26 protein-coding genes and 1 tRNA gene are annotated in these 25,252 nt (G+C 41.5%); 16 read left to right on the top strand and 11 right to left on the bottom strand.

Going from position 1 to position 25,252, the window contains the following annotated elements; translation table 11 throughout:
- Positions 1 to 77: 77 nt before the first annotated feature.
- The 4 genes from BST97_RS13865 to BST97_RS13850 form a co-directional block, all read right to left on the bottom strand.
- Positions 78 to 2,258 carry a PepSY domain-containing protein gene (locus tag BST97_RS13865; protein ID WP_085767796.1) on the bottom strand — a complete coding sequence of 727 codons (2,181 nt, stop codon included), beginning with the start codon at positions 2,256 to 2,258 and terminating at the stop codon, positions 78 to 80.
- Positions 2,259 to 2,439: 181 nt separating this feature from the next.
- A complete protein-coding gene (locus BST97_RS13860; RefSeq protein WP_085767795.1) occupies positions 2,440 to 2,928 on the bottom strand; it encodes a DUF2271 domain-containing protein in 489 nt (162 codons plus the stop codon).
- Complete coding sequence (locus BST97_RS13855) at positions 2,925 to 3,782, bottom strand: ankyrin repeat domain-containing protein (protein ID WP_085767794.1); 858 nt, start codon at positions 3,780 to 3,782, stop codon at positions 2,925 to 2,927. The genes BST97_RS13860 and BST97_RS13855 overlap by 4 nt, the downstream gene beginning before the upstream one ends.
- 62 nt (positions 3,783 to 3,844) lie before the next feature.
- Complete coding sequence (locus BST97_RS13850; protein WP_085767793.1) at positions 3,845 to 4,756, bottom strand: DUF6607 family protein; 912 nt, start codon at positions 4,754 to 4,756, stop codon at positions 3,845 to 3,847.
- Positions 4,757 to 4,850: 94 nt separating this feature from the next.
- Between BST97_RS13850 and BST97_RS13845 the strand changes: the two genes are divergently transcribed.
- From BST97_RS13845 to BST97_RS13825, 5 genes are all read left to right on the top strand, one after another.
- Entirely contained in the window at positions 4,851 to 6,941 is a 2,091-nt protein-coding gene (locus BST97_RS13845; RefSeq protein WP_085767792.1) for a TonB-dependent receptor plug domain-containing protein, read from the top strand.
- A 17-nt stretch (positions 6,942 to 6,958) separates the two neighbouring features.
- Positions 6,959 to 7,591 carry an HmuY family protein gene (locus tag BST97_RS13840; RefSeq protein WP_085767791.1) on the top strand — a complete coding sequence of 211 codons (633 nt, stop codon included), beginning with the start codon at positions 6,959 to 6,961 and terminating at the stop codon, positions 7,589 to 7,591.
- A 101-nt stretch (positions 7,592 to 7,692) separates the two neighbouring features.
- Positions 7,693 to 7,881: a hypothetical protein gene (locus tag BST97_RS13835; protein WP_085767790.1), complete on the top strand. Its 189-nt coding sequence runs from the start codon at positions 7,693 to 7,695 to the stop codon at positions 7,879 to 7,881.
- On the top strand, positions 7,878 to 9,239 hold the full coding sequence (locus tag BST97_RS13830) for a nodulation protein NoeA (protein ID WP_085767789.1): 1,362 nt from the start codon (positions 7,878 to 7,880) through the stop codon (positions 9,237 to 9,239). The genes BST97_RS13835 and BST97_RS13830 overlap by 4 nt, the downstream gene beginning before the upstream one ends.
- Complete coding sequence (locus BST97_RS13825) at positions 9,236 to 10,696, top strand: alkaline phosphatase family protein (RefSeq protein ID WP_085767788.1); 1,461 nt, start codon at positions 9,236 to 9,238, stop codon at positions 10,694 to 10,696. Before BST97_RS13830 ends, BST97_RS13825 begins: the two co-directional genes overlap by 4 nt.
- On the opposite strand, the gene BST97_RS13820 is transcribed toward BST97_RS13825, so the two are convergent.
- Positions 10,693 to 11,142, bottom strand: a complete 450-nt coding sequence (locus BST97_RS13820) for an exosortase F system-associated membrane protein (RefSeq protein ID WP_085767787.1) — start codon at positions 11,140 to 11,142, stop codon at positions 10,693 to 10,695. The two genes, BST97_RS13825 and BST97_RS13820, sit on opposite strands and share 4 nt — an antisense overlap.
- Positions 11,139 to 11,672: an exosortase family protein XrtF gene (gene xrtF / locus BST97_RS13815; protein WP_211277437.1), complete on the bottom strand. Its 534-nt coding sequence runs from the start codon at positions 11,670 to 11,672 to the stop codon at positions 11,139 to 11,141. The genes BST97_RS13820 and xrtF overlap by 4 nt, the downstream gene beginning before the upstream one ends.
- A 76-nt stretch (positions 11,673 to 11,748) precedes the next feature.
- Between xrtF and BST97_RS13810 the strand changes: the two genes are divergently transcribed.
- The gene (locus BST97_RS13810; protein ID WP_085767786.1) at positions 11,749 to 12,204 is read left to right on the top strand and encodes a GAF domain-containing protein; all 456 of its coding nucleotides are present in this window, start codon (positions 11,749 to 11,751) and stop codon (positions 12,202 to 12,204) included.
- 225 nt (positions 12,205 to 12,429) lie between these two features.
- Here BST97_RS13810 and galE read toward each other — a convergent pair whose 3' ends face one another.
- Both galE and BST97_RS13800 read right to left on the bottom strand, forming a co-directional pair.
- Positions 12,430 to 13,452, bottom strand: a complete 1,023-nt coding sequence (gene galE / locus BST97_RS13805; protein WP_085767785.1) for a UDP-glucose 4-epimerase GalE — start codon at positions 13,450 to 13,452, stop codon at positions 12,430 to 12,432.
- A gap of 164 nt (positions 13,453 to 13,616) precedes the next feature.
- Positions 13,617 to 14,759: an acyl-CoA dehydrogenase gene (locus tag BST97_RS13800; protein WP_085767784.1), complete on the bottom strand. Its 1,143-nt coding sequence runs from the start codon at positions 14,757 to 14,759 to the stop codon at positions 13,617 to 13,619.
- Positions 14,760 to 14,835: 76 nt separating this feature from the next.
- Between BST97_RS13800 and BST97_RS13795 the strand changes: the two genes are divergently transcribed.
- The 10 genes from BST97_RS13795 (at position 14,836) to BST97_RS13745 (ending at position 23,683) form a co-directional block, all read left to right on the top strand.
- On the top strand, positions 14,836 to 15,894 hold the full coding sequence (locus BST97_RS13795) for an anhydro-N-acetylmuramic acid kinase (protein WP_085767783.1): 1,059 nt from the start codon (positions 14,836 to 14,838) through the stop codon (positions 15,892 to 15,894).
- Positions 15,895 to 15,959: 65 nt separating this feature from the next.
- Complete coding sequence (locus tag BST97_RS13790) at positions 15,960 to 17,186, top strand: Glu/Leu/Phe/Val dehydrogenase dimerization domain-containing protein (RefSeq protein ID WP_085767782.1); 1,227 nt, start codon at positions 15,960 to 15,962, stop codon at positions 17,184 to 17,186.
- Positions 17,186 to 18,676, top strand: a complete 1,491-nt coding sequence (gene nhaB / locus BST97_RS13785; RefSeq protein WP_085767781.1) for a sodium/proton antiporter NhaB — start codon at positions 17,186 to 17,188, stop codon at positions 18,674 to 18,676. Before BST97_RS13790 ends, nhaB begins: the two co-directional genes overlap by 1 nt.
- A gap of 224 nt (positions 18,677 to 18,900) precedes the next feature.
- Positions 18,901 to 19,593, top strand: coding sequence for a MotA/TolQ/ExbB proton channel family protein (locus tag BST97_RS13780; RefSeq protein ID WP_085767780.1), 693 nt, complete (start codon positions 18,901 to 18,903; stop codon positions 19,591 to 19,593).
- 2 nt (positions 19,594 to 19,595) lie between these two features.
- Entirely contained in the window at positions 19,596 to 19,988 is a 393-nt protein-coding gene (locus BST97_RS13775; RefSeq protein ID WP_085767779.1) for an ExbD/TolR family protein, read from the top strand.
- A 38-nt stretch (positions 19,989 to 20,026) separates the two neighbouring features.
- The gene (locus BST97_RS13770) at positions 20,027 to 20,812 is read left to right on the top strand and encodes an energy transducer TonB (protein ID WP_245833587.1); all 786 of its coding nucleotides are present in this window, start codon (positions 20,027 to 20,029) and stop codon (positions 20,810 to 20,812) included.
- A gap of 46 nt (positions 20,813 to 20,858) precedes the next feature.
- Positions 20,859 to 22,031, top strand: a complete 1,173-nt coding sequence (locus BST97_RS13765; protein WP_245833586.1) for a bifunctional folylpolyglutamate synthase/dihydrofolate synthase — start codon at positions 20,859 to 20,861, stop codon at positions 22,029 to 22,031.
- A 150-nt stretch (positions 22,032 to 22,181) separates the two neighbouring features.
- Positions 22,182 to 22,256 (top strand) — tRNA-Val (locus BST97_RS13760).
- Between the two features lie 275 nt (positions 22,257 to 22,531).
- Positions 22,532 to 22,792, top strand: a complete 261-nt coding sequence (locus BST97_RS13750) for a GIY-YIG nuclease family protein (protein ID WP_085767775.1) — start codon at positions 22,532 to 22,534, stop codon at positions 22,790 to 22,792.
- 15 nt (positions 22,793 to 22,807) lie between these two features.
- On the top strand, positions 22,808 to 23,683 hold the full coding sequence (locus BST97_RS13745; RefSeq protein WP_085767774.1) for a universal stress protein: 876 nt from the start codon (positions 22,808 to 22,810) through the stop codon (positions 23,681 to 23,683).
- Between the two features lie 168 nt (positions 23,684 to 23,851).
- Here BST97_RS13745 and BST97_RS13740 read toward each other — a convergent pair whose 3' ends face one another.
- From BST97_RS13740 to BST97_RS13730, 3 genes are all read right to left on the bottom strand, one after another.
- Positions 23,852 to 24,145 carry a GIY-YIG nuclease family protein gene (locus BST97_RS13740; RefSeq protein WP_085767773.1) on the bottom strand — a complete coding sequence of 98 codons (294 nt, stop codon included), beginning with the start codon at positions 24,143 to 24,145 and terminating at the stop codon, positions 23,852 to 23,854.
- A 254-nt stretch (positions 24,146 to 24,399) separates the two neighbouring features.
- Complete coding sequence (locus BST97_RS16415) at positions 24,400 to 24,537, bottom strand: GIY-YIG nuclease family protein (RefSeq protein ID WP_085767772.1); 138 nt, start codon at positions 24,535 to 24,537, stop codon at positions 24,400 to 24,402.
- Between the two features lie 98 nt (positions 24,538 to 24,635).
- Positions 24,636 to 24,929 carry a GIY-YIG nuclease family protein gene (locus BST97_RS13730; protein ID WP_085767771.1) on the bottom strand — a complete coding sequence of 98 codons (294 nt, stop codon included), beginning with the start codon at positions 24,927 to 24,929 and terminating at the stop codon, positions 24,636 to 24,638.
- Positions 24,930 to 25,252: the final 323 nt, after the last annotated feature.

Here is a 25,252-nt window from a genome sequence, read left to right as displayed (position 1 = left end):
TTTTTTTATATATCCATTATAGAGTGATTAGACCTCCGAGGTGTTCAAAACCACGGAGGTCTTCATTTTTAAATGTTCTAATAACAATCAGACCGCAACCTACCTTGTTTTTCAAGCTGTGGCGTGTCTGCAAGGTTGTGGTTTACAGCTATATCATCCAGCACTTTTAAAACATCATTTTTCATAGCGAGTGATCCACAGATCATGATATGCGCGCCAGCTTTGATCTGAGCAGCTACGTCGTGCTGATTTTCTTTCAAGAGATCTTGAACATATTGTGATTCATCGGCTCTGGAGTAAGCGATTTTCAGCTGCGATAAGGAATTTTTTTCAAGCGCCTTTGATAAGTGGCTCTGGTAGATATTTACGCTTTCGCGAAAGCGTAATCCCAAAAACAAACTTCTTGGAACAGCTTTACTATTCTCATCAAGCATTCCCAAAAACGGAGCAACTCCAGTTCCATTTGCAATCAGAATAACCTTTGATGCCGATTTTGGAAAATGGAAATGTTCATTTACGGAAAGCGAAGCTTTGAGAATCTCACCCTCCTGAAGTTTGCTCATATACCTAGAGCAGAGCCCATAATCGTGCATTTTGACACTTAGCAAGATGTCGTTATCTACTTTGGCAATAGAGTATTCCCTGCGCTTATCACTTCCCTCAACCTGTATTTGCAAGAGATCACCGCTTTGAAAGTTGATCTTGCTCGAGGGTTTCAGCTTCAGCAGAAAAGTATCGTCCACATTTAACGCAGTTCGCTCGATTACGGTAAAATTTTTAAGTGGTAAGAGTTTTCTTTTTTGCGTAGTTACGATACCTACATCGTATCCCGTTTGGGCTGACCATTGCGTTGACCACTTCCCAAAAGTCTGTTCAGGATCCTTTTCTTCATCAATTAGCGCAACTGGCAATTGCCGTTGAAATCCTTGCTCTGCAAGTAGCTGGTCTACTATTTTACCAAATGCACAAAATTTAGGATAGATACTGGATCCAAACGCCACAACGCTATAGTTAGTTTGTTTTGATTCAAGACTCTGAAAAACGCTCTCAAATTTTTGAGCATTGCTGGGCGGGTCACCATCGCCATAAGTGGAAGTCATTACCACAATTTGCTTGTAGGACTCATGAATCTCAAAGTCATCTAGAGGAGCCAGCCCTACCTTGAGCAAAGTCTTTTCGCCAACCTCTTGTAAGGAAAGTGCAAACGCCTGCGCCTGTTGAAACACATAGCCTTTCTCACTGCCGTAATAGATCATGATTTCGCTATGTTCTGGAGCAGCTGGCGTGAAAAGTATCTTGGCATTTTTCTTACGCCTGAAATAAATTACCAGCCCAGTCACTAAAAAGAAAACAGTTGCTAGACTACTCAATCCCAAAATAATTGCCCAAATCTGATGATTATTACCGGTATGCCAGGACCTACTCAAGTTGAGCAAACCAGCTGATCTGGAATAAATTACCTCATCGACAATCTGACCATTAATTTGCTCTACTAAAACCTCACGATCATCGAGTTTGATGTGGTAATAATCGATCGGATCTTCTGAAAAAGGGAAGGTCACTTCCTTAATTTCAGACAGTCTAGTTTCCTTGAAAAATGATGGTTGAGTAGTTTCTGGGAGTTCTGCAGACCAATTCAACTCAACTGGACTTTGCTCAATAAGTCCTAAAGTGTCAGAAGATAAAAGAATACCGGTAAGCGTGATAACATATATGGGCAACATGAACCAGCGGCTCAAAATTACATGCCAGCGTTCACTTAAACTCCCTTCTTTCACGCTACTGAACCACATCTTGAAACCGCCTTGCCGCTGAGCAAAAAGAAAGATTCCCGTGGTAAGTATCAGCAATAAGGCAAGTGTGGTAATGGCAACCAATACTCTACCTGTAGTTTTTAAAAACAAGGATCTGTGCAATGCGGTCGTCCAGCTATAAAGTTTAGGCTGATCTTCTATAAGAGCTATGGAGTCTCCCGTAAAAGGATCAATATAAGCATCCACCATATTGAACTCTTCATCAGTAAGCTGGGCAATTATTTGATCCTGATCACTTCTCTTGACTGATAGTATTTCAACATGTTTTTCTTTCAGGTTTGAAATGGCCACTTCCAGAGAAAGAGATTCTAATCCATCGATCTGGTGACTTTTAAATAGAGGTTCAGTCGCTAAAATTGCACCAGTAACAGAAAGAATCAACACAAAAAGTGCTGACATCACTGCCAGCACAAAATGACTATATCTCCAGATGGATAGGTGCATCGATTTAGAGTTTCCTTCTCGTTTTGATTATCTCGATTGAAACAGCTCGATAGCCCCCCTGTCCTGCTGACGTGTCATCCTCTCGCATGCGCTCGTCGGTGACAATAAAGGGGGAAAGATGGACATTGTGTTTAATGTGCTCCCAGAGCGTATTGCCAACATAAGAGTCATAAATCCATTTCTAGTTTGGCAGCATTCTTACATACCTGATCCAGCCGGTTCCGTCGTATTTTGATTCCAGCTTTTTTGAGGGATCAAGCTTGATCTCAAGATCTGCTTCGTAGTATTCCTGGTCTTCGACGGCTGTTTCAAATCTTAGGGTTTGCGCTTTCGCGAAAGCGGAACTAGGAATCTTCAATGTCGTCACTTTACGCTCTCCACCAGCAATGGTCTCTCCTGAAATCGCATCGATATCTGGACGGTATTTACCATAAAACCCCCACCACTCTGTGATCTCGTTGTACCACTCACTATCTTTTCCCTGTACGTGGAGCGTCTCTAGATATTCTCCATTCTCATCGAGCAGAGAAACTACTAGATAGGCACCGTGACCTTGATAGTTTTTGAGCTGGACCATGCATTTATAATCCACGGTCTCCTCAGTTTCCACAAATGCGAGGCTGCCTAAAGAGATGATCAATACAGCCAGTACGATTTGAAATTTTCTCATGGTCTCAAAAAGTTAAGTTGGTCTTTATTTTCTTTCAAATATTCGTTTTCCAACGCAAGATCATAAGCCGATTCTTCAAATTCAGTCGTGATGGATTTATCAGCGCCTTGTTCTACTAGATAAGTTAAAATATCTAGATCCTGACTTTTCATCGCTGCGAAATGTAAAGGAGTATAACCGTTCTCATTACGATCGTTAGGTGAAAACTTCATATCCTTTAGAAGCTTTAAAAGATCAAGATTACGTACAAGAACCGCTTGATGCATGAGATTGTTATCAGAATTATCTGTGCTGTACAACTCGACTCCCAGATCAAGTAGGTTCTTCATTTTCTCCTCACTGTCAATCCTACGAGCCGCGGCAAGTAAAATGTTTTGACCGTCCTTATTCAAATGTTTCTTTAAATCCACACCAGCCTCTATAAACACCTTATAGACTTGCTGGTCAAAATTACCGATCGCAGCCGCAAAGGTGACTGGAGTCTGGCCTTTATCATCATAAGCATTCACATCAGACCCTTGATCTAGCAGATAATTGATCAAATCTAGATTCCCTTTATAAGCTGCCCAGTGCAGATAGATACGATCGTCGTGAGTGATTTTGTCTATGGCATTGCCCTTAATACTCAATAGGTACTTAATAGTCGACAAGTCCGCGTTCTCTAAAATACTATAGGTAACAGCATCAAAGCCATTTTCATTTAGAGCGACTGGATCGGTACCTTGAGCTATCTCTGATTTTACTTCTTCTACATCAGGTGAAGCCTTCCAAAAGTCTCGTGACCAAAATTTATTTTCCTGCCCTTGAGAAAAAATCGCAGCGAGCAATAGGGTAATTGTTATAATCTTCTTCATAATTTTATTTTACACTCAAATTAAGTACCACATCGGTCAAGAGACCGATGCTCGTACAGTTTTTACTTTGCAGGTGATTCTACAAAAGACTCAATCGTCTTTTTGATTTCCTTTTTTTCGGTAAGATTCTCGTTAAATAGATAGTCGTACAAGCGTTTGTTCTCATGCTTTTCCTTTAAAACAAGATCTTTATCTCTACCATAGATCGCACTCCAAGTGTCGCGCACGGCTTCCCACTTGTCGTAATTCTCTTTCCACCATTCTTGCGCGGCTGCACAGCGGCTATCATCTACTCTTTTATAAACATTGTAACCTTTTTCACTCGCGATCAATACATCCTCAGCGCCTTTCTCACGTACGATTTTCTGATTGTCCTGGTCGTGGATCCAGCCATTTTCAGTAATTTCTTGTCTGTTGCCGCGCATGGTTAGGTTGTAGTCACTTCTCACGGTGTATTCACGTCTAGGCAACGGTGCTGGAGTCGTGTTTTCCCAGTAGCTTTTTCCATCTACATGAACCCACGTAGCACTACCCTCATATCTTGGGCTATCGTCTACTTGATACACCTTTTGGGTCCACTGACCTTCAACTTCGCTTTTTGGTTTGTTTACAAACGACCACTCATTATCTGCGTTATACATGTAGAAATCTTGATTCTCATACATCCAGTCTTGGCGCCAGTGCTTCACAATCATAGGTTGTGATGGCGGCCCTACCTGTAGTAAATGCTGGATTTGAATCATCCCGTCCTCATCAGTAACCAGTTGTGCCCATTCCAAGCCACCGGTCACTTTATTCTTTGAAGGTTTGTACAATGAATCTTTCACATGCTGAAAAGTTTCGGCAAAATTGAAGCTCACTTCATAGCAACCACACATTTTCTTTATGGCTTCTGCATCTTGTTCCATTTTGTCTTGAGCAAAGGCTCCTAGACTTACTACACTTAAGACAATGCTTGATAATAAGGTTTTCATCAATTAAAATTTTTGGCAAATATAATTATCCTTAATCATTCTAAATAAAAATTGGTACATATATTTGCGCCGCTATTTAGAATTATTCTACTGAATGAGCTTTATAAAAAAGACTGTATTTATTTTTTTGCTTCTCGTTTTCGCTTTCGCGAAAGCGTACTCACAAGAACAGCCCATAGATTCTTTGAGTAATGAAAAACTTGAAGAGGTTGTTATTACCGCTACCCGAACTGAAAGACAGTTAAGCTCTCTACCACTACCGGTTACCTTAATTGACAAAAAACAGATCAGGCAAACCGGTGTCGTAAGACTGGATGAGATTCTCAACGAGCAAATCGGGATCGTAACCGTACCCGATGAAAGCGGTTTTGAAGGCGTGCAAATTCAAGGTATCGCATCAGACTATATCTTGATCTTAGTCGATGGAGTACCACTGGTGGGAAGAAGCGCTGGAAATTTTGATTTAAGACGTATCACCGTAGGCAACATTAAACAAATAGAGGTTGTGAAAGGTCCCAGCAGCTCACTCTACGGTAGTGATGCCCTGGGCGGTGTCATTAACATCATTACCGAAAAACCACGAAGTCGCAAAGTAGGAGGCGATGTGGGATACCGTTATGGCAGTTACGGTCAACAAGATGTAAATGTCAACCTGAAACAAAATCTCGGCAAGTGGCGTTATGGATTTTTTGCAAATCGTTTCTCTAGTGAAGGCTATGATTTGAATCCCGAAACCGAAGGACAAACCGTGAATCCGTTTGCAAACTATACGCTTAACGGTCGTGTTTATGTAGATCTCAATGACAAACTAGAGCTTTTTAGTTCTACCCGTTTTTACACTCAAAACATAGAATCTGGCTTCACCACAGATACTGAAACGGTCTCAGGCGATTCTGAAGAACAGGAATGGAACGCTCACGCCAGACTAAACCACGAGGCTAGTGAGAATCTAGACCTTGAATATGAATTTTATTTTACCAAATATCGAGCGGAGGAACTTATAACGGGTGAAATTTCAGATGATGTGGTTTTTGATAGCCGTTTTGACCAAACCCTCATACGACCAGAAGTCCGAGTCAATTATAACATAAAAAAAGCAGGAACGGTCACTGCGGGAGTTGGGTATCAATACGACCAGCTAGATCGCACCTATTTTGATGAGCAAGTCGCATTCAACTCTCAATATATTTACGGCCAGTGGGATTTGGAACCATTAAAAAAATTGAATGTGATTGCTGGTTTTAGATTTGACAACCACAGTGAATACAGCAATCAATTAAGCCCTAAACTGGCGCTGCGCTACGAACTAAACGATGCCATTGCATTGAAAACCTCTATAGGTTATGGTTTCAAAGCACCCGATTTTAGACAGTTGTATTTTGACTTCACAAACTCGGCAGTGGGTTACACCGTACTGGGTTACAATGTTGCATCAGATAAACTTCAGGAACTGGAAGATGCAGGTCAAATCGCCAATAGAACCGTTCCCGCAGGCTTTTTTGACGAGCCTATCAAGGCAGAAAGCAGCATCGGGTTCAACCTAGGTGCTACCTATCGTAAGGATAAATGGAATGGAGAGATTAACTTTTTTCGTAATGATTTCAGTAACCTGATCGATACGCAGGTCATCGCAAGAAAATTTAACGGGCAAAACGTATTCAGCTACCGCAACTTTGATGAGGTTTATTTTACCGGTGCCGAGATCAATCTAGGTTACCAATTCAACAAGAACCTTAGTCTATCTGGTGGTTACCAGCTTTTATATGCATTTGACAAAATTCAAGAAGATCGTGTAAAAGACGGTGAGGTTTTCGCACGCGATCCAGCCACTAACCGAACCGTGCAGGTGGAACGTTCAGATTACTTTGGGCTTGTAAATAGATCCAGACACAATGCAAATCTCAAGGTGTTTTATAAGCTCGCTTTCGCGAAAGCGGACATCAATCTACGCTTACTTTACCGCAGCAAGTACGCACTTTTTGATACTAACGGCAACTCCATTATCGACACCTATGACAACAGTTTTGTAGATGGATTCCTCACCACAAACATAGCAGCAAGCAAGACGTTTTTTAAGTATTTCAATCTGCAACTGGGAACTAACAATCTGTTTAATTACAAGGATAGAAACATTCCCAACAATCCAGGAATACAAGGATTTATTAAACTCAATTATACTTTTTAAAATCAAAACCCTGAACTATGAATACGACAATCAAAACCTTAAAATTTGCGGCGCTTGCCCTTTTGTTTACTGGCTTTGCCTCATGTAGCGATGACGATGATAGCATCAATAGGCTAGACATTAAAACCAGTACAGTAACTAACTTTGAAGCTCCACAAACTGGCGGACGTGACCAAGAACCTGAGAGCGGAGAATTCGCAAAATTTGACTTCGCAACGGGAATGAGAACTACGAGTGATACAGAGTGGGACATTGCTTTCCGAGGTTTAAAAATCGCTGTGAATGGAGGTACTCAGACTGGAACTAACGATGAGCCTGCGCGAAACGGAAATGCGGCAGTAGCCATCACCACTGGTACGCTCGCAAGTGTAACTGATGTAAGTACACTTACATTTATCCAAGATGCTCCTAGCTCATTTGCGATCCCTACTGGTGGATCAGACGGGTGGTATGATTATAATTTCACTACACATACTGTAACTCCAATTCCAGGGAAGATACTAGTATTTAGAACTAGAGATGGTCGCTATGCAAAAATGGAAATCTTAAGTTACTACCGTGATCAAGACAGTTCTGACCCTAGTGGTAGTCGTGTTTATACTTTTGACTATGTGTACAATCCCAATGAAGGAGAGACGACTTTTGAGTGATGTTTAATTATTTGTGTTTGTCAGAAAGCCAGCTTATTTGAGCTGGCTTTTTCATTAATCACAATTATCGACCGACTCTTAATATTTTGTAAATTGCCCGCATGGTATTATACTTTGATCCAGGGCTGGGAGCCATGATTACACAAGCCGCTATCGCCGCATTTGCGGGATTTGTATTGTTTTACAAAACGGTAATCGCCACCATCAAAGGTTGGTTGGGAATGAAAACTCAAGAGAAAGATAGCTTTGACGAGGCCTATAGTAACGAGGATGAAGACGATAAGTCATGAGACATCCTGCTTCTTATCGGGATCCATCGGGTTTTATATTTAAGAAAGACGGGAAGCTTTACCGCCAGATTAATCCCGTGTTTTTTGAGGATTATGAATTCTGCTTAAAGCAAAACATTTATCAAAAACTTCAAGCCAAAAACTGGCTCGTCGATCACAAAGAAATCTCTAGAGACGCAAATGCCATTATTCTCCAGCCAGAACCAATTGATTTTATAAGTTATCCCTACGAGTGGAGTTACACTCAGTACAAACATGCTGCTCAACTCACGCTGCGCATCCAACTGTTTTTGCTAGAAAACAACTGTTCTCTAAAAGACTCTAGTGCTTTTAACGTGACCTTTCATGACGGTAAAGCAATATTCATTGACACGTTGAGCATCGAGCCGTATCGTGAGAACCAACCCTGGAGAGCGTTGAAGCAATTCAGTGAGCATTTTCTGGCACCTTTATTTATGGCTCAGAAATATGGTTCTAGACATTTAAAGACATTACAGCATCAAATCAATGGCTGTGATTTGAATGAGATCAAGCAGCATCTAGGTATGAAAGACAGGTTCAATCCCGTTTTGCATTCACACATTAAACTGCTTGCTCAAGACGGGAACTCAAAACTTAAATCTGCTTCAGGAATCGCCGTTTTTGCCAAGTTATCTAAATCGGATCAAGTAAAAATCCTTAAAGTTCTCGATGGCTACATTTCAAAGATGGAGCTCAAAGAAAATACAGAATGGAGCGCTTATTACGATGAGATCAACTACGATCAGAAATCATTTGAGCTTAAAAAGCAGCTTATAGAACATTGGTCTAGCGACCTAGGTTTGAAAAAAGCCGTGGATCTTGGTGGTAATGATGGGACCTTTGGTGACCTAATCATGAATCAAATGGACCAGGTCATGGTTTGTGACATCGATCAGAGCGCGGTTGATCAATGTTATAGAAACCACCTAAAGTCTGGAAAGATCCACTCGCTGGTCACGGATCTTTTGCAACCTGCTCCGGCTATAGGTTTTGAGAATCAAGAGCGTGATTCATTCATCGACCGTTTGATCTCATGGCAGCCCGATTTGAGTATGGCGCTGGCGTTGATTCACCACCTCACGCTCACAGGTAATGTGCCTTTTGAGATGAGCGCAGCCTTTTTTGCAAGGCTCAGCCCCTACCTCATCATCGAGTTTCCAGATCGAGACGACAGTTGGGTAAAGTTCATTTTGGACAGTAAGCGGGATGCGCGCCATTTATTTGATTTTTATGGAGTTGACGCTTTCGCGAAAGCGTACCAACAACTCTACACCATACTAAAATCAGAAAAGATCGAGGGCACAGAACGCACCCTGTTTTTAATGCAGAAAAAATGAAGCAAAAGCTGCTGGATTATCTCAAAAGCGACCGCCATTACTGGTGGACGGCGAGTGTTTTGCCCGGTCTATACTTAATACTTTACACGTATCGACATAACTTTTTCCAAGTTAATTCTGTGGAACAACTTAGCGGTCTTGCTTTGCTTTTTATTGCCATTCCCAGCATCATTCTTCTGGTCCTGGATTACTTCTTCAAGAAAAACGACTGGGATCGTAAAAAGCTCTATTTCTTGGTTTTCGCAATAATCAGTTCTATTGCAATCTCTTTCATCAGGTATCGTGGCTTTCATTTGAAGGCTCTGATTGCTTTGGGTATTGCTACTATGATAGGAGTGTTTTTCTTATCGCGGTTTTATAAAGCTTTTACCCTGCTTTTAGCTGCGATGTTTTTAATAGGTCTAGTGAGTTGGACTCCTTATTTTATAGAAGTTTTTGATTATAAATATGATTGGATTCACGATCAAAAATGGAATCAGCAAACTTTCAAGAAAAAACCTAATATCTATATCATCCAGCCTGATGGTTACCCTGGAAGAGAAACGCTCAGAGAAAGTTACTACTCTTTTGATAATAAGGAATTTTATAACCATCTTGAAAACGAAGGGTTTATTTTCAATAACGAGTATAGAAGTAATTATAGCTCTACGCTGAGTTCAAATGCAGCACTTTTTACAGCGAGCCATCATTATCATAATTATAATCTTACGCATAATGAGCTTCCCTACGCGCGGGAAATCATCTCTGGTTCCAATCAGGTTTTGAAAACTTTTAAAAACAACGATTACTTAACTTCATTTTTTTCAAGTTCCAATTATCTGCGATTGAACTATGTAGAAAGCGGGTATAATCTTAATAACATCCAATCTAAAGATTTAGATTTTTTCCCAAAATTCCGGGCCGATCTGAATTATATGGAAGATTTTAAAGCCTATCTGAGTCAAACAAAATCAGACCAACCCAACTTTTCCTTTATAGAAATTCTGAAACCTGGTCACATCACTCCAGGAAAAAAGCAAACACTTGGTAAGATCGAAGAGCGTGAAGAATACCTCAAAAATCTCGAGGAGGTAAATCCTAAACTTGAAGAATTGATCACCTTGATTAAAAAGCATGATGAAAATGCGCTTATCGTCTTAGTAGCTGATCATGGAGGGTATGTAGGATTAGAATATACCGGGCAGGTTTATGAGAGTGTCATCAAAGATCCTGTTTTGAGAAACAGTATGTTCAGCGCACTATTTGCTGTTCACGCACCGTCCGACTTTGAACCCTATCGTAGACAGATCAAAAGCAGCGTTTCTTTGTTTCCTAACCTTATTGCCTATCTAAATGATGAGGCACCAGTTACAGATTCAGATGACAGTAGCTACATTTTTATCAAAGAAAATGGCGAGAGACAGGTTTATCGTTATTTTGATAGTGGTGGAAATCACGTAACAGAGAAGGTGAATTAGTCAAAATTCAGACGTTTCTTACTTTTCAAAAAGTAGAAACCAGCCACCAGCACAAATAAAATTACAGGATGAATCAAAAATCTTCTTGTGTAGAAAAATGCCATTTTCCCCAGGTCGCCGCTCGTTTGAAATAGAATAATAAATAAAGCCATTAAGATGACAAACGCAAACAGGTACACCCATAAGGCTGCATTGACAAATCGCTTCTTTTTGTAGAGAAACCATAAGATCCAGAGCGACAAAACCGTGTTGATCAAAAACCTAAAACTGGTCAGCGCAATCAGTTTAAAAATATTGACCTCAGGAAAGGCATATTTCTGGAAATCACCTAAAAAATAACTTTGCAAGGGATCTTGAAAAATCGCTACCTCAAAAGCTCTAACGCATACCAGCCCGGTCAGCAACAAAGCGATCATTACAAACGATATGAGCCTGGAAACCGTCATGCGTTCTTAGGTTTTCTGATCCAGAAGATCCATAACAAAACGGTCATTCCGTAAATGATCGCTGGGAAGATCAAATCGTGAGCAGTATGCGCATAATCAGGATGATCTACAAAAATTACCGCCAGTAGCACGAGCCTGAACAAATTAACCGCATAAATCGCCAAGACTCCAAATAAACAGAAAAGGAGCGTTTTTTTCCACGCTTTCGCGAAAGCGAGAACAAAAGCAAGAAACAGAATGCTTACACTCATGGCATTGCAGCCCTCGATGACCCTGAAAACAATATTCCCATCGATGAAAAGATTGATGGAAGGGAGTTGCGCCGTGTTTTCAATAGTTGCGTTGTAACCTAATAGCTGCAGTAATTCCTTAGTCTGGTGACTCACGTGTGAAGTGACTGGATCTGGATAGTTTACCCCAGTCCAGTCTTGGCTCGTGTAGAGGTAATACAACAACGACAAGATCACGTAGATACCTGCAAAAATCCCTACAAATTTGAATACTGGATAATAAGGCTTGAGTTTGCTCAAAATAGCATTATTTAAGACAAAGTTAGTCATTAAAAAATAGGTGCGTGAGTAGTTTTGTCGTCCTAAATGTCAGACCATGAAGAAGGAAGATCTCAAACCCAAAATCACTGAAATCGCAAAAAACCCTGATTTTCAACCACAGGTAAAAATGCAAGCAATTTGCGACTTGATTCAAAAGAATCTAGATCGTTATAACTGGGTGGGATTCTACATGGCACATGAGACTGAGCCTACATTACACTTAAAAGCGCAGGCTGGAGAACCTACTGACCATACGGTAATCCCATTTGGGAAAGGCATATGTGGACAGGTAGCTGTGTCAAATAAAAACTTTGTGGTGGATGACGTAACCGCACAAGATAATTACATCGCTTGCAGTATCCATGTGAAAAGCGAGGTCGTCATTCCATTATTTAAGAATGGCAAAAACATAGGGCAGATCGATATCGACAGCCATACCATCAATGCTTTTGACGAGAGCGACGAGCGGTTTCTAGAATGGGTAAACGAGCAGGTGTCTGAGTTTTTGTAATACAAAATGTAGTATCCTGAATTAACCTAGTTTAATCTTGCCAACACCCCAACTCCTCGAGGAGGCTTTTCATTGGAGAAATTTGACGAATTTCGGTTCGAGCGGCAGTCTAGAACGATTGGCTTTCTCCATCTAAAAATCAGTGTCGACTGTCGCTCGACTTGATATATGATATATTATTGCAACATTAATTGAGTGCTCAAAACTCCTACTGCAAACCGCGGACTAGCTAATCCTCCTCACTTTCTTCTCCCACTTCCAAGCGCTGGCGAGGGAGTCCTCAAGAGAATACTCGGTCTTCCAGCCTAGTATTTTATTTACCTTATCAGTTTGTGCGTAGGCTGCTGTAACATCGCCGGCGCGTCTATCAACAATTTTGTAATTGAGTTTTTGACCGGTAGATTTTTCAAAAGCATTTACTACTTCTAGAACGGTAGAACCTGTACCAGTTCCTACATTAAAAACCTCATAATTAGTTTCAGCCTTATCTTCAATAAGTCTCTGGAGAGCTGCAACGTGAGCTTTTGCTAGGTCTACAACATGTATATAGTCTCTAATGGCTGTACCATCGCGAGTCGGGTAATCATCACCAAAAACAGATAATTCTTCTCTAAGCCCTGCCGCTGTTTGGGTAATGTAAGGAACAAGATTTTGTGGCACTCCCAGAGGCAGCTCTCCGATCTCGGCACTTTTATGTGCTCCTATGGGGTTAAAATATCGCAGAGCGATTGCTTTAAGATTAGGAGCTACCTTACATGTATCTCTTATGATTTCCTCGCCTACTTGTTTTGTGTTTCCATATGGAGATTCTGCAGGCTTGACTGGGGCTTGTTCCGTGATAGGTAATTCATCTGCCTGACCATAAACGGTACATGAAGAACTGAAGATAAAGCTCACCTGCTTATCTTGGATGTTCTGAAGTATATAAACTAGAGAATTGAGATTGTTCTCGTAATACAGAAGCGGATTTTCAACACTTTCACCTACTGCCTTTGAGGCTGCAAAATGAATGATCCCATCGACATCATGATGTTTTCCGAAAAATCCAGCAACGGCCTGTTTATTACGCACATCGAGTTGTTCAAATTCAGGTTTTTTACCTGTGATGCGGCCAATATTATCCAATACATCAATTGATGTATTAGAAAGATTGTCTAAGACAACTACGTCGTAACCTTGCTCTTGCAACTCAACAGTAACGTGAGACCCTATGTAGCCTAGACCTCCTGTAACAACAATTTTTTTCATGCTGCTAAAGTACTATTCTCCTTTAATTATTCTGTAAAATAGCATGTTATCTGTAAAATACTTTAACTTAAAGGTTATAGTATCTTTTAATTCTCACTTACCACAAACAAAAAAGCCGTTTTACCCTGGCAGTAAAACGGCTTAAAAGTTCTGAGTTTTTAGAGTCAGTCTTGAAGTAAACCTCTTGAGATCACAATTTTCTGAATCTCACTTGTTCCTTCATATATCTGAGTGATTTTTGCATCACGCATCAAACGTTCTACGTGGTATTCTTTTACATAGCCGTTACCACCATGAACCTGAACTGCTTCAACAGTAACGTCCATAGCCACTTGTGAAGCATAAAGTTTTGCCATAGCTCCACTCATGTCATAATTCTTACCCATATCCTTGTCCCAAGCACTTTTCATCACCATGTGACGTGCAGCGGTTATGCTGGTATGCATATCGGCAAGTTTGAAGGCAATGGCTTGGTGATTGCAAATTTCAGTTCCGAAGGCTTTGCGCACTTTAGAATATTCACGAGCCAATTCATAAGCTCCGCTAGCAATTCCCAACGCTTGAGCGGCGATACCTATACGACCACCAGAAAGCGTTTTCATCGCAAACTTGAAACCGAATCCATCTTCTCCTATTCTATTCTCTTTAGGAACCTTCACGTCATTAAAGATCAAAGAGTGTGTATCGCTACCGCGTATTCCTAGCTTATCTTCTTTTACACCTACTTCAAAACCATCCCAGCCTTTTTCTACGATAAAAGCGTTGATTCCTCTATGCTTTTTCTCACGATCGGTTTGTGCGATGACGAGGTAATAATCAGCACTGTTACCATTTGTGATCCAGTTTTTAGTACCGTTAAGAACATAGTGATCACCTTTATCTATGGCAGTGGTTTTTTGCGAGGTTGCATCACTTCCTGCTTCTGGCTCAGAAAGGCAGAATGCACCTATGGATTCACCTGTAGTAAGTTTCGTCAAATACTTTTCCTTCTGAGCTTCAGTCCCAAAAGTATCCAGACCCCAACAAACGAGCGAGTTGTTTACGGAAACTATGACGGAGGCACTCGCATCAATTTTAGAAAGCTCTTCCATAACCAGCACATAAGAAACGGTATCCATACCGCCACCACCATACTTGGGATCAGCCATCATACCTAAAAAACCCAGCTCACCCATCTTTTTCACCTGCTCTGCAGGGAATCTCTGGTGGGTGTCACGCTCGATAACTCCGGGCAGTAACTCATTCTTGGCAAAATCCCTTGCCGCGTCCCTAATCATTAAATGCTCTTCAGTAAGACCAAAATCCATTTCCTATGTATATTAAATCCGTTAATTTTAAGTTTTGCAAAACTAAGGCATTTAACCCGTTCACCATATAATTTTTATGACCAACCATCAGTACTATAACGTTCTAGGAGTCATGTCCGGCACATCACTAGATGGTGTGGATATTGCCCACATTACCTTAGTACGCAAAGAGCAATGGAGCTTTACAATCCATAATGCGATAACTGTTCCTTATCCATCTGAAATATTGAACCTCCTCAAAAAGGCGATGCATCGTGATCCAGATCAGTTGCAGCAACTGGATCAGGAATACACTAAGTATTTAGGTAAAATTCTCAATGAATTTATCTCAGATTATAAAATTACCAATCTACTGGCCATCTGCTCACACGGTCACACCATTCATCATCAACCAGAAAATGGCTACACGTATCAGATAGGAAACCTGCCAGAACTTGCTCAAATTACAAAACATAGGATCGTTTGTGATTTCAGGGTTCAAGATGTTGCGATGGGTGGTCAGGGAGCTCCATTGGTTCCCATAGGCGATCGATTGTTGTTTGCAGATTACGACTGCTGCATGAATTTGGGCGGCTTTGCTAATCTGAGTTTTGAGAAAAATGGTGTACGATTGGCTTACGACATCTGCCCGGTAAATGTCGTTTTGAATCATTATGCCTTGAAACTGGGTAAAGAGTATGATGCGGGTGGCGCTTTCGCGAAAGCGGGAACTCCTCAAACCGCTGTGCTCAAAAAGTTGAACAAACTACCCTTTTATCATCAGTCCCACCCCAAATCCCTGGGAATGGAATGGGTCAATGAGAAAATCTTCCCGATACTCGAAAGCATCAAAAATCCTGAAGAAACACTCGCAACCTTTACGGAACACGCCGCGTTCCAAATCGCGCAAAACCTCTCAGAAAACTCCAAAGTTTTGGTAACCGGTGGAGGTGCTTATAATAAGTATCTTTTGAAGAGGGTAAATTCTTATAAAAAAATCCAACTGGTCATTCCAGATCCTATGATTGTTGAATTCAAGGAGGCATTGGTATTTGCTCTTTTGGGAGTACTCAAGTTACGCAATGCAAACAATTGTCTAGCGTCAGTGACAGGGGCTCTGGGCGATCACAGCAGTGGAGCGATTTACAACCCTTAAGAAATTGTAAATTTTAACAAATTGATTTTTACTCTCGTTATATTTGCTGACATCCAAAATACGACATGAAAGAACTCCTTAAACGCTATGAAAACGCAGATCCAGAAATCGTTTTTCACTGGAATGACCCAGAAACAGAAGCCGAAGGCTGGACAGTAATCAATAGTCTGAGAGGCGGTGCTGCCGGCGGTGGAACTCGCATGAGAGAAGGTCTTGATAAAAACGAAGTGCTCTCTCTAGCAAAAACCATGGAGATCAAGTTCACGGTCTCAGGACCTGCAATAGGCGGCGCAAAATCAGGAATCAACTTTGACCCACAAGATCCACGCAAAAAAGGCGTCTTGGAGCGCTGGTATAAAGCCGTTTCTCCTTTGTTAAAAAGTTATTACGGAACTGGTGGGGATTTGAATGTGGACGAGATACACGAGGTGATCCCGATTACAGAAAACAGTGGCGTATGGCATCCTCAAGAGGGTGTTTTTAATGGCCACTTCTCCCCTACTGAGGCTGATAAGATCAATCGTATAGGTCAGTTGCGTCACGGTGTGATCAAGGTTATAGAAAACCCTGAGTTCTCACCAGATGTTTCCCGTAAATACACAGTAGCCGATATGATTACCGGTTACGGAGTTGCAGAAGCCGTACACCACTACTATAATATTTATGGTGGAGATATAAAAGGTAAGAGAGCCGTCATTCAAGGCTTTGGTAATGTAGGGAGCGCTGCGGCGTTCTATCTTTCTCAGTTAGGCGCAAAAATCGTAGGTATCATTGACCGCGCAGGTGGATTGATCAATAAAGACGGTTTCTCGCACGAGGAGATTACCGAACTTTTCCTCAACAAAGACGGAAACGCGCTTAAAGCCGATAACATGATGTCTTTTGAGGATATCAACAAACAAATCTGGTCGCTGGAAACAGAAATTTTTGCCCCTTGTGCAGCTTCAAGATTGATCAGTCAGGAACAGATCGACACCATGATCAATTCAGGTCTTGAAGTGATTTCTTGTGGTGCAAATGTTCCTTTTGCTGATAAGGAAATTTTCTTCGGTCCCATCATGGAAAATACAGATTCCAGAGTGAGTCTGATTCCAGATTTTATTTCGAACTGTGGTATGGCGCGAGTCTTTGCCTACTTCATGGAGCGTCGCGTTCAAATGACTGATGAGGCCATTTTCAACGACACCAGCATGACCATAAGAAACGCCATCCAAAATACGTTCAACAACAACAGTTCAAAACAACACATAAGCGCAACCGCTTTTGAAATTGCATTAAAACAACTCGTATAATGTTTAAAAACTTTTTAGGTAACAGTCCCAGTTGGTTCAAATACACCATGCTCGCCTTTCTGGTATTTAATACCGTAGCATTTTTTGCGGGAATTTCTGGAACGATTTTAGGCTGGATTTTCATAGGTGAATTCATCTTTTGTCTTGCGATGGCTCTTAAATGCTACCCACTACAATCTGGTGGTTTGCTTGCGATTCAGGTTTTGGCATTGGGACTCACCACGCCAGGTCATCCAGGCGCTGAGCACGGTGTTTATGCAGAAGTAAGCAACAACTTAGAAGTAATTCTTCTTTTAGTCTTCATGGTGGCAGGTATCTATTTCATGAAGCCGCTGCTCATGTACATATTCGTGAAGCTGTTTACTAAAATCAAGTCTAAGCTGGTGCTTTCACTTGTTTTTGTCGTACTAAGTGCTTTATTATCAGCTTTCCTTGATGCTTTAACGGTGACTGCGGTATTGATAAGCGTGGGTCTAGGTTTTTATAATGTCTATCATAAAATTCATTCCAGCGATCTGGACCTGGATCACGATAACACCCTCGACCGCGAGCAGCTTAGTGGGGAAACGCTAGAAAAATTCAGAGCGTTTTTGCGCAGTCTTGTGATGCATGGCGTGGTAGGTACGGCGCTAGGAGGCGTTTGTACAATTGTGGGAGAACCACAAAACCTACTCATAGGTGCAAAATTAGGTTGGAACTTTGTTGAGTTCTTTAAAGTCATGTCAGTCATTACGATTCCTGTTCTTTTTGCAGGGATTTTGACTACAATTTTGCTAGAGACGACAAAAACGTTCGGCTTTGGTCAAAAAATGCCTCCTGTTGTGCGTCAGATTATTGAAGGCTGGATGGAGAAGCGAGACGCAGAACGTACGGATAAAGAAAAGTATGCATTGTTCGTTCAAGCGATTTCAGCTATATTGTTGATTACTGGACTTGCATTGCACATCGCACCCGTAGGATTTATAGGTCTAGGACTCATTGTTATCCAGACGGCTTTTATGGGAATTACTGACGAGCACAGTTTAGGTAAAGCTTTTGAAGAAGCATTACCATTTACAGGATTACTCGTTGTATTCTTTGTGATCGTGGCAATGATCCACGATCAGCATTTGTTTGCTCCCATTATTGACTGGGCATTACATCAAGATCCGAGCAGCCAGCCAGCAATATTCTACCTGGCCAACGGTTTCTTGAGCATGATTTCTGATAACGTATTTGTAGCCACAGTTTACATTAACGAAGTGGGTGCCGCTTACGACGCTGGAACAATCACAAGAGAACAATACGAGCATCTTGCCGTGGCGATCAATACGGGTACAAATTTACCTAGTGTAGCGACGCCTAACGGGCAGGCAGCGTTCTTGTTCTTGCTTACCTCAGCCCTTGCCCCTGTGATTAATCTTTCCTATGGTAGAATGGTAAAAATGGCATTGCCTTATACGATTGTTCTTACATTGGTTGGCCTCGCCGGAGTCTACATTTATCTGTAGAATTGATTATACTTGTAACTGGTTTCAAAAGCGTTTGTTTTTGTCTCGCTTTCGCGAAAGCGTAACTATAAAAAAGCTTTATCAAAACTGAGGTCATTGAGCGGAGCCGAAGTGCCGAATGAGTTGAGATAAAGTTAGCCGAGTGAAGTCGAAGCGCGAGTTTGAGGACCTACACAATCTTTTACACTATTTGCACGTTAACACCATCAACAACTAGCGACTAAATGAGTCTATTCCTTCAAGAAACTGCAGAACAGATCGTGGAAGAACCGATCGTTCACGAGAAATCAGAATCCCTATTAAGCCTGATCACAGCTGGCGGAACCGCCGGTACCGTGATCATCATAGTATTGATCATCTTATTATTTGTAGCCTTTTATATCTATTTTGAACGATTAATGGCAATAAATAAAAGCTCCAAAATCGATGACAATTTCATGTTGCAGATCAAGGATAACGTAGCAAACGGACGCATAGATGCGGCAAAAATGCTGTGTGCCAAAGAAAATTCACCAGTCGCCCGACTCACCGAAAAAGGTATCAGCCGTATAGGATCACCGCTTGAAGACATCAATCAAGCGATTGAAAACGCGGGCAAGCTTGAAGTCTATAAACTAGAGAAAAACGTAAGTATCCTGGCAACTATCGCCGGTGCCGCGCCCATGATCGGATTCTTGGGAACGGTAATAGGTATGGTTCTCGCGTTTAGACAACTTGCTGAGGCTGGTGGTTCTGCTGATATGGGGAATCTTGCCGGTGGTATCTACACCGCAATGATCACCACGGTTGCCGGTCTTATTGTGGGAATTATCGCCTACATAGGTTACAATCACCTCGTTGTAAAAACAGATAAGGTAGTGCACCAGATGGAGGCAAATGCCGTAGACTTCCTCGACTTACTAAATGAACCTGCTTAATTATGAATTTAAGAGGTAGAAATAAGGTAAGTCCAGAGTTTTCCATGTCTTCCATGACAGACATCGTGTTTCTGTTGCTGGTTTTCTTTCTCTTGACCTCACCATCGATTACACCACAAGCGCTTGACTTATTATTGCCTAGCAGCAGTGGTAAAACCAAGACTCAAGGAAAAGTTACTGTGAGTATTTCAAAAGAAGGTGAGTTTTATGTCAATGCAACCAAAGTCGAGCCTGAAGAAATGGAGGCACAGATTTTGAGTTTGCTTGAAGGCAAGGAAAAGCCGTCTATCATCTTAAGAGCAGATACGGGTAGCGAAGTAGGTAATTCTGTGCTGGTTATGGATATCGCAAACAGAAACGACATTACCTGCGTGCTTGCCACAAAACCTAATTGATTATGGGATATTTGGATACAAAAGAGCAAAAAAAATCAATGATACTGAGTGTATTATTGATACTTGCAGTGATTGCAGTTTTCAGGTTTGTATCTGTTCTCAATATTATTGAGCCACCCCAAGAAAGCGGTATCGCAGTGAATTTTGGGAATACTGACGTAGGTAGCGGGAACAATTTTCAGCCGGCACCTACTAAAGTAACTCCACCGTCCAACCCAGAGCCAGTAGAACCTACTGAAACCTCGCCAGTAGACAACGTCCAAACTCAAGAAAATACCGATGCGCCGACCATCGAGTCAGATCCCACAGTGACAGAACCTGTAGAAAAGCCGGTTAAAAAGCCTGAAGTCAAAAAACCAATCGAAAAACCTAAGCCCAAACCATCTAGCAGTGTACTTGACGCCATCAGTAATGTGGAAGGCGCTCAAGAAGTCGATGGGGAAAACAACGACGGTGAAGGTCCAGGTGACGGACCTGGAAATAAAGGTCAGCTCAATGGAAATCCTTATGCTAACACCTATTACGGCAACCCTGGCAATGGACAAGGCGGTAAAGGTTACGGCTTAAGTGGTCGTGGCAAAGTTGCTGGACAAGGTGTTAAACCAGATTGCTTCGAGACCGGTACGGTCATAGTAGAAATTGAGGTAAATCGGCAGGGTCGTGTGGTTAAAGCCACGCCTGGTAAACGCGGTAGTACAAATACAGCGGCTTGCTTACTGGAAGCTGCACAACAAAGCGCTAAAACCTACAAATTTACGCCAGCTCCTGAAGCAAACCCGATCCAGATAGGATTCATAGAAGTTGTTTTCAAAGTAGGACAGTAAATTGAACTACAAGCAGACCCTTTCATGGCTGTTTAACCAGCTTCCCATGTATCAAAGGCAGGGAAAAGTAGCCTACAAAGCCAATCTCAACAACACCATTTTATTAGACGACCATCTTGGGAATCCGCATGAGCGTTTTCCCACGATTCACGTTGCGGGAACTAACGGTAAGGGATCTACCTGCCACATGCTCGCCAGCGTTCTACAAGAAGCCGGTTACAAAGTAGGCCTCTATACTTCACCTCATCTCAAGGATTTTAGAGAGCGCATCAAGATCAACGGCGAGATGTGTTCGCAAGCTTTTGTGGTTGATTTTGTCCAAAAACACAAAGAATTTTTGGAGGCCAATCAATTGTCATTTTTTGAAATGACCGTGGGCATGGCGTTTCAATATTTTGCTGAGCAGAAGGTGGATATTGCGGTGATCGAGACCGGTCTGGGAGGTAGGCTGGATTCTACTAACATCATCAAACCGCTGGTTTGTGCCATCACTAATATTGACAAGGATCATACAGCAGTTCTAGGAAACACCTTGGTTAAAATTGCAGGAGAAAAAGCGGGCATTATCAAGGAAAATACGCCAGTGGCAATCGGTGAGAAAAGAAGTCATTTGAAGTCTCGCTTTCGCGAAAGCGCAGACAAAATAAACGCTCCCGTTACTTTTGTCAATCATCAAAAGCAAGCACTCCCTACCGATCTTTTAGGATCCTATCAAAAAGACAACGTACGAGTGGCGACGGCCGTGATTCAGGAATTGAATAAGGTGTCCGACTTTACAGTTAGTGATGAAGACTTGAAAAGCGGACTCAAAAATATAGTCAAAAACACCCGTTTGCGAGGTCGGTACGATGTGTTGCAGCTACAACCCAAAGTAGTTTGTGACACGGCACATAATGTTGCGGGCATCAAAATGGTTATGGCGCAAGTGGACAAAGAAGAGTTTGAGACCCTACACATCGTGCTGGGCATGGTCGCCGATAAAAATATAGATGCGGTGCTTTCTCTTTTACCAAAACATGCAATCTATCACATATGCCGACCGGATATTCCTAGAGGTCTGGCGGTGGAGGCGTTGCAACAAGCAATAAAAAACTGTGGCTTAGTATTTACGAGCTACTCCAGCGTTCATGAAGCTTATCAGGGCGCTCTAAAAATGGCAAAATCTCAAGATATGGTTCTTGCTACGGGAAGCACGTTTGTAGTCGCAGAAATAATCTGATATTTTTTCTTTCGATAGTTGGTACAATGAAAAAAGAGTTTATATTTGCATCCGCTTAGAGAAACAATGTTTCTACGGGCGCGTAGCTCTCCCGATAGCTATCGGGATGGTTCAGAGCAGCAGGACTCCGAAACCTGTGAAAACATATTCGGGCGCGTAGCTCAGTTGGTTCAGAGCACTTGGTTTACACCCAAGGGGTCAGGGGTTCGAATCCCTTCGCGCCCACATCAAGCAGAAAGCCGCATCAATAGATGCGGTTTTTTTATTTTAGGCATGTGATGAGGCTACTCATTAGAATGCCTAAAATGAAAAAGTAGCCGCGTGAGCGAGTATCTTACTATTTGCATAAGCGGTCTCGCAATAGGGATCATTTTTAATAATCCCTTCGCGCCCACAGAAGGCTTCCAGAAACGGAAGCCTTTTTTTGTTTTATGGAATTCTTCACTTATATCTTGTTTTCTGAAAAATTGAATCGATATTATATCGGTGCAACGTAAAATATTGAGCAACGGCTCGCCAAACATCTACAGAGTAAAAACGGATTTACTTCAAGTGTCAAGGATATGAAAATCGTCTATTTTGAATCTTGCAAAATCAGATCAGAAGCCATGGATCGAGAACAACAGATTAAGAAATGGAAAAGCAGGGTCAAAATTCAAGAATTGATCAAAAATGAAAGAAAAAGAGCATCCCGATTGCATCGGGATGGTCAGGGGTTCGTCCCGATAGTTTTATGGCTATCACAAGCACTTCAGATTTAATTTGAAAGCCTCTTAATGATGCTTATCTTTGATGAAAAAGCACCACAAATGACCAAAATTCTTATCCCTACAGATTTTTCATTAAACGCAAATAATGCGATTGACTATGCTTTAGAACTCTTCAAATATCAGCCTTGTATCTTTTTCTTTATTAATGTCTACAAGATGGAATTTGGCAATAGAGCTGCATTGAATAGCCCTACTTCTAAGGATTATGAGCTTGAGAACGAAAAATCCAAGTCACTCAAGGGTTTAAAAGAAGCGGTTAAAAGGATTACAGCGTCTTCTAGTGCGACAGATCATAGCTATGAAATCATTACTTCATTAGACGATCTTGATGATGCTATGAAATCTGTGATCAAAAAAGAGCAGATCAACCTAGTCGTGATGGGAACTAAAGGAGCCTCAAATTACGAGAAAAAAGCCTTTGGTAGTAATGCCATTCATACCATGGAATACGTTGATGAATGCCCAATATTGAGTGTACCTCTTGATTTCAAGGTGAAGGATACGCACGAAGTCGTCCTTACCACAGATTACAAGCTGAAATACCACAAAAATCAAATCGAGCAATTCAAGCAGGTCATCCATTTCTTGCAAGGACACTTATGTATCCTTCATGTAGCAGAAGAAAAGGAACTTAATACCTCAGAATCTAAAAATAGAGAATGGCTAGAGGGTCAATTTCAAGGCATTCCGCATACATTTCATCATGTTACCGGTCATGATGTAAAAGAGGGCGTGCGACACTTTATTGAGAGCCGGGACAGCAGTATGCTTGCTTTTGGTAACCGTAAACACAGCTTTCTTTCTAAATTATTCTCCACAAATATGGCGATGGAGTTTGGGATGTTCAGCGACATTCCCTTATTTGTCATGTCTGGAAAATGACCTAAATACTTTCAATAAGCTTTGTGATATCTCGCTTTCGCGAAAGCGAGAAAAAAAGATAGATTGATCAAATAAAAAAAGCCGAAGATCACTCTTCGGCTTGCTGTGCGGATGACAGGTTCCGATAGCTATCGGAACGAACCTGCACACCTTGCGCTATCAAAAATTTTACGAGCCAGCTCTGAATCTCACGATCAGTTTATCCACCATCTCAGGATATTTTGCGAGGTTCAAAATATATTTTCGGCTCTTCATTTCCTTGATATGTCGCTCGATTGATCTTGCCTGCTCGTATTCCAGATCAGAAATCAAAATGTGAACGGTCCAGTCGTCAGTCTTTGAAGTATAGCTTTTTGAATAATACCCAGAATTGTGCAATCGCAATCGCTCCTCAAAATCAAGGCAGCTTCCCGTGTAAAACCTATTGAGTTTCTTTGAGTAAATGATGTAAACCGACGCCATAAATAACAAAAGCCGAAGACCTCTCCTCGGCTTGCTGTGCGGATGACAGGTTCCGATAGCTATCGGAACGAACCTGCACACCTTGCGGCATCAAAATTTCACGAGCCAGCCCTGAATCTCATGATAAGTTTGTCTACCATCTCAGGATATTTAGCAAGGTTCAAAATATAGTTTCGGCTCTTCATTTCCTTGATATGTCGCTCGATTGATCTTGCCTGCTCGTATTCCAGATCAGAAATCAAAATGTGAACGGTTCAGTCGTCAGTCTTTGAAGTATAGCTTTTTGCATAATACCCAGAATTGTGCAATCGCAATCGCTCCTCAAAATCAAGGCAGCTTCCCGTGTAAAACCTATTGAGTTTATTTGAGTAAATGATGTAAACCGACGCCATAAATAACAAAAGCCGAAGATCTCTCTTCGGCTTGCTGTGCGGATGACAGGTTCCGATAGCTATCGGAACGAACCTGCACACCTTGCGGCATCAAAATTTCACGAGCCAGCTCTGAATCCCACGATCAGTTTATCCACTATCTCAGGATATTTTGCGAGGTTCAAAATATATTTTCGGCTCTTCATTTCCTTGATGTGTCGCTCGATTGATCTTGCCTGCTCGTATTCCAGATCAGAAATCAAAATGTGAACGGTCCAGTCGTCAGTCTTTGAAGTATAGCTTTTTGAATAATACCCAGAATTGTGCAATCGCAATCGCTCCTCAAAATCAAGGCAGCTTCCCGTGTAAAACCTATTGAGTTTCTTTGAGTAAATGATGTAAACCGACGCCATAAATAACAAAAGCCGAAGATCACTCTTCGGCTTGCTGTGCGGATGACAGGAATCGAACCTGCACACCTTGCGGCACTAGATCCTAAGTCTAGCGTATATTGCACCAAAGAAACACAAAAACACTCATTATCAATTACTTATGTGTTTTGTCATTTTCTTTAAAGTCAATTAATATCAGTTAACATCAACATTTGTTGTACCTATGTTGTACCTAAAAAGACCAATAAATATGTATCTTTATAGAAAGACTACAACAGAAATTGTGCAAAAAACAAAATGTTGTACCTATGTTGTACCTGATTTGACTTTCGTACTCAAAAAAG

Source organism: Nonlabens spongiae, assembly GCF_002117125.1.
GTDB lineage: Bacteria > Bacteroidota > Bacteroidia > Flavobacteriales > Flavobacteriaceae > Nonlabens > Nonlabens spongiae.
The sequence above is the reverse complement of the archived record's forward strand: the minus strand, read 5'-3'. Positions and strand labels throughout refer to the sequence as shown.

What these genes read in the sequence shown, in the direction of transcription:
- BST97_RS13745 (WP_085767774.1), top strand. Translation starts at nt 22,808, where the DNA reads ATGATGCTTATCTTTGATGAAAAAGCACCACAAATGACCAAAATTCTT.
- BST97_RS13775 (WP_085767779.1), top strand. Translation starts at nt 19,596, where the DNA reads ATGAATTTAAGAGGTAGAAATAAGGTAAGTCCAGAGTTTTCCATGTCT.
- BST97_RS13790 (WP_085767782.1), top strand. Translation starts at nt 15,960, where the DNA reads ATGAAAGAACTCCTTAAACGCTATGAAAACGCAGATCCAGAAATCGTT.
- BST97_RS13765 (WP_245833586.1), top strand. Translation starts at nt 20,859, where the DNA reads ATGTATCAAAGGCAGGGAAAAGTAGCCTACAAAGCCAATCTCAACAAC.
- BST97_RS13820 (WP_085767787.1), bottom strand. Translation starts at nt 11,142, where the DNA reads ATGACGGTTTCCAGGCTCATATCGTTTGTAATGATCGCTTTGTTGCTG.
- BST97_RS13860 (WP_085767795.1), bottom strand. Translation starts at nt 2,928, where the DNA reads ATGAGAAAATTTCAAATCGTACTGGCTGTATTGATCATCTCTTTAGGC.
- BST97_RS13835 (WP_085767790.1), top strand. Translation starts at nt 7,693, where the DNA reads ATGGTATTATACTTTGATCCAGGGCTGGGAGCCATGATTACACAAGCC.
- BST97_RS13845 (WP_085767792.1), top strand. Translation starts at nt 4,851, where the DNA reads ATGAGCTTTATAAAAAAGACTGTATTTATTTTTTTGCTTCTCGTTTTC.
- BST97_RS13840 (WP_085767791.1), top strand. Translation starts at nt 6,959, where the DNA reads ATGAATACGACAATCAAAACCTTAAAATTTGCGGCGCTTGCCCTTTTG.
- BST97_RS13855 (WP_085767794.1), bottom strand. Translation starts at nt 3,782, where the DNA reads ATGAAGAAGATTATAACAATTACCCTATTGCTCGCTGCGATTTTTTCT.
- BST97_RS13830 (WP_085767789.1), top strand. Translation starts at nt 7,878, where the DNA reads ATGAGACATCCTGCTTCTTATCGGGATCCATCGGGTTTTATATTTAAG.
- BST97_RS13850 (WP_085767793.1), bottom strand. Translation starts at nt 4,756, where the DNA reads ATGAAAACCTTATTATCAAGCATTGTCTTAAGTGTAGTAAGTCTAGGA.
- BST97_RS13795 (WP_085767783.1), top strand. Translation starts at nt 14,836, where the DNA reads ATGACCAACCATCAGTACTATAACGTTCTAGGAGTCATGTCCGGCACA.
- BST97_RS16415 (WP_085767772.1), bottom strand. Translation starts at nt 24,537, where the DNA reads ATGGCGTCGGTTTACATCATTTACTCAAATAAACTCAATAGGTTTTAC.
- nhaB (WP_085767781.1), top strand. Translation starts at nt 17,186, where the DNA reads ATGTTTAAAAACTTTTTAGGTAACAGTCCCAGTTGGTTCAAATACACC.
- galE (WP_085767785.1), bottom strand. Translation starts at nt 13,452, where the DNA reads ATGAAAAAAATTGTTGTTACAGGAGGTCTAGGCTACATAGGGTCTCAC.
- BST97_RS13740 (WP_085767773.1), bottom strand. Translation starts at nt 24,145, where the DNA reads ATGGCGTCGGTTTACATCATTTACTCAAAGAAACTCAATAGGTTTTAC.
- BST97_RS13780 (WP_085767780.1), top strand. Translation starts at nt 18,901, where the DNA reads ATGAGTCTATTCCTTCAAGAAACTGCAGAACAGATCGTGGAAGAACCG.
- BST97_RS13825 (WP_085767788.1), top strand. Translation starts at nt 9,236, where the DNA reads ATGAAGCAAAAGCTGCTGGATTATCTCAAAAGCGACCGCCATTACTGG.
- BST97_RS13730 (WP_085767771.1), bottom strand. Translation starts at nt 24,929, where the DNA reads ATGGCGTCGGTTTACATCATTTACTCAAAGAAACTCAATAGGTTTTAC.
- BST97_RS13770 (WP_245833587.1), top strand. Translation starts at nt 20,027, where the DNA reads ATGATACTGAGTGTATTATTGATACTTGCAGTGATTGCAGTTTTCAGG.
- BST97_RS13800 (WP_085767784.1), bottom strand. Translation starts at nt 14,759, where the DNA reads ATGGATTTTGGTCTTACTGAAGAGCATTTAATGATTAGGGACGCGGCA.
- BST97_RS13865 (WP_085767796.1), bottom strand. Translation starts at nt 2,258, where the DNA reads ATGCACCTATCCATCTGGAGATATAGTCATTTTGTGCTGGCAGTGATG.
- BST97_RS13810 (WP_085767786.1), top strand. Translation starts at nt 11,749, where the DNA reads ATGAAGAAGGAAGATCTCAAACCCAAAATCACTGAAATCGCAAAAAAC.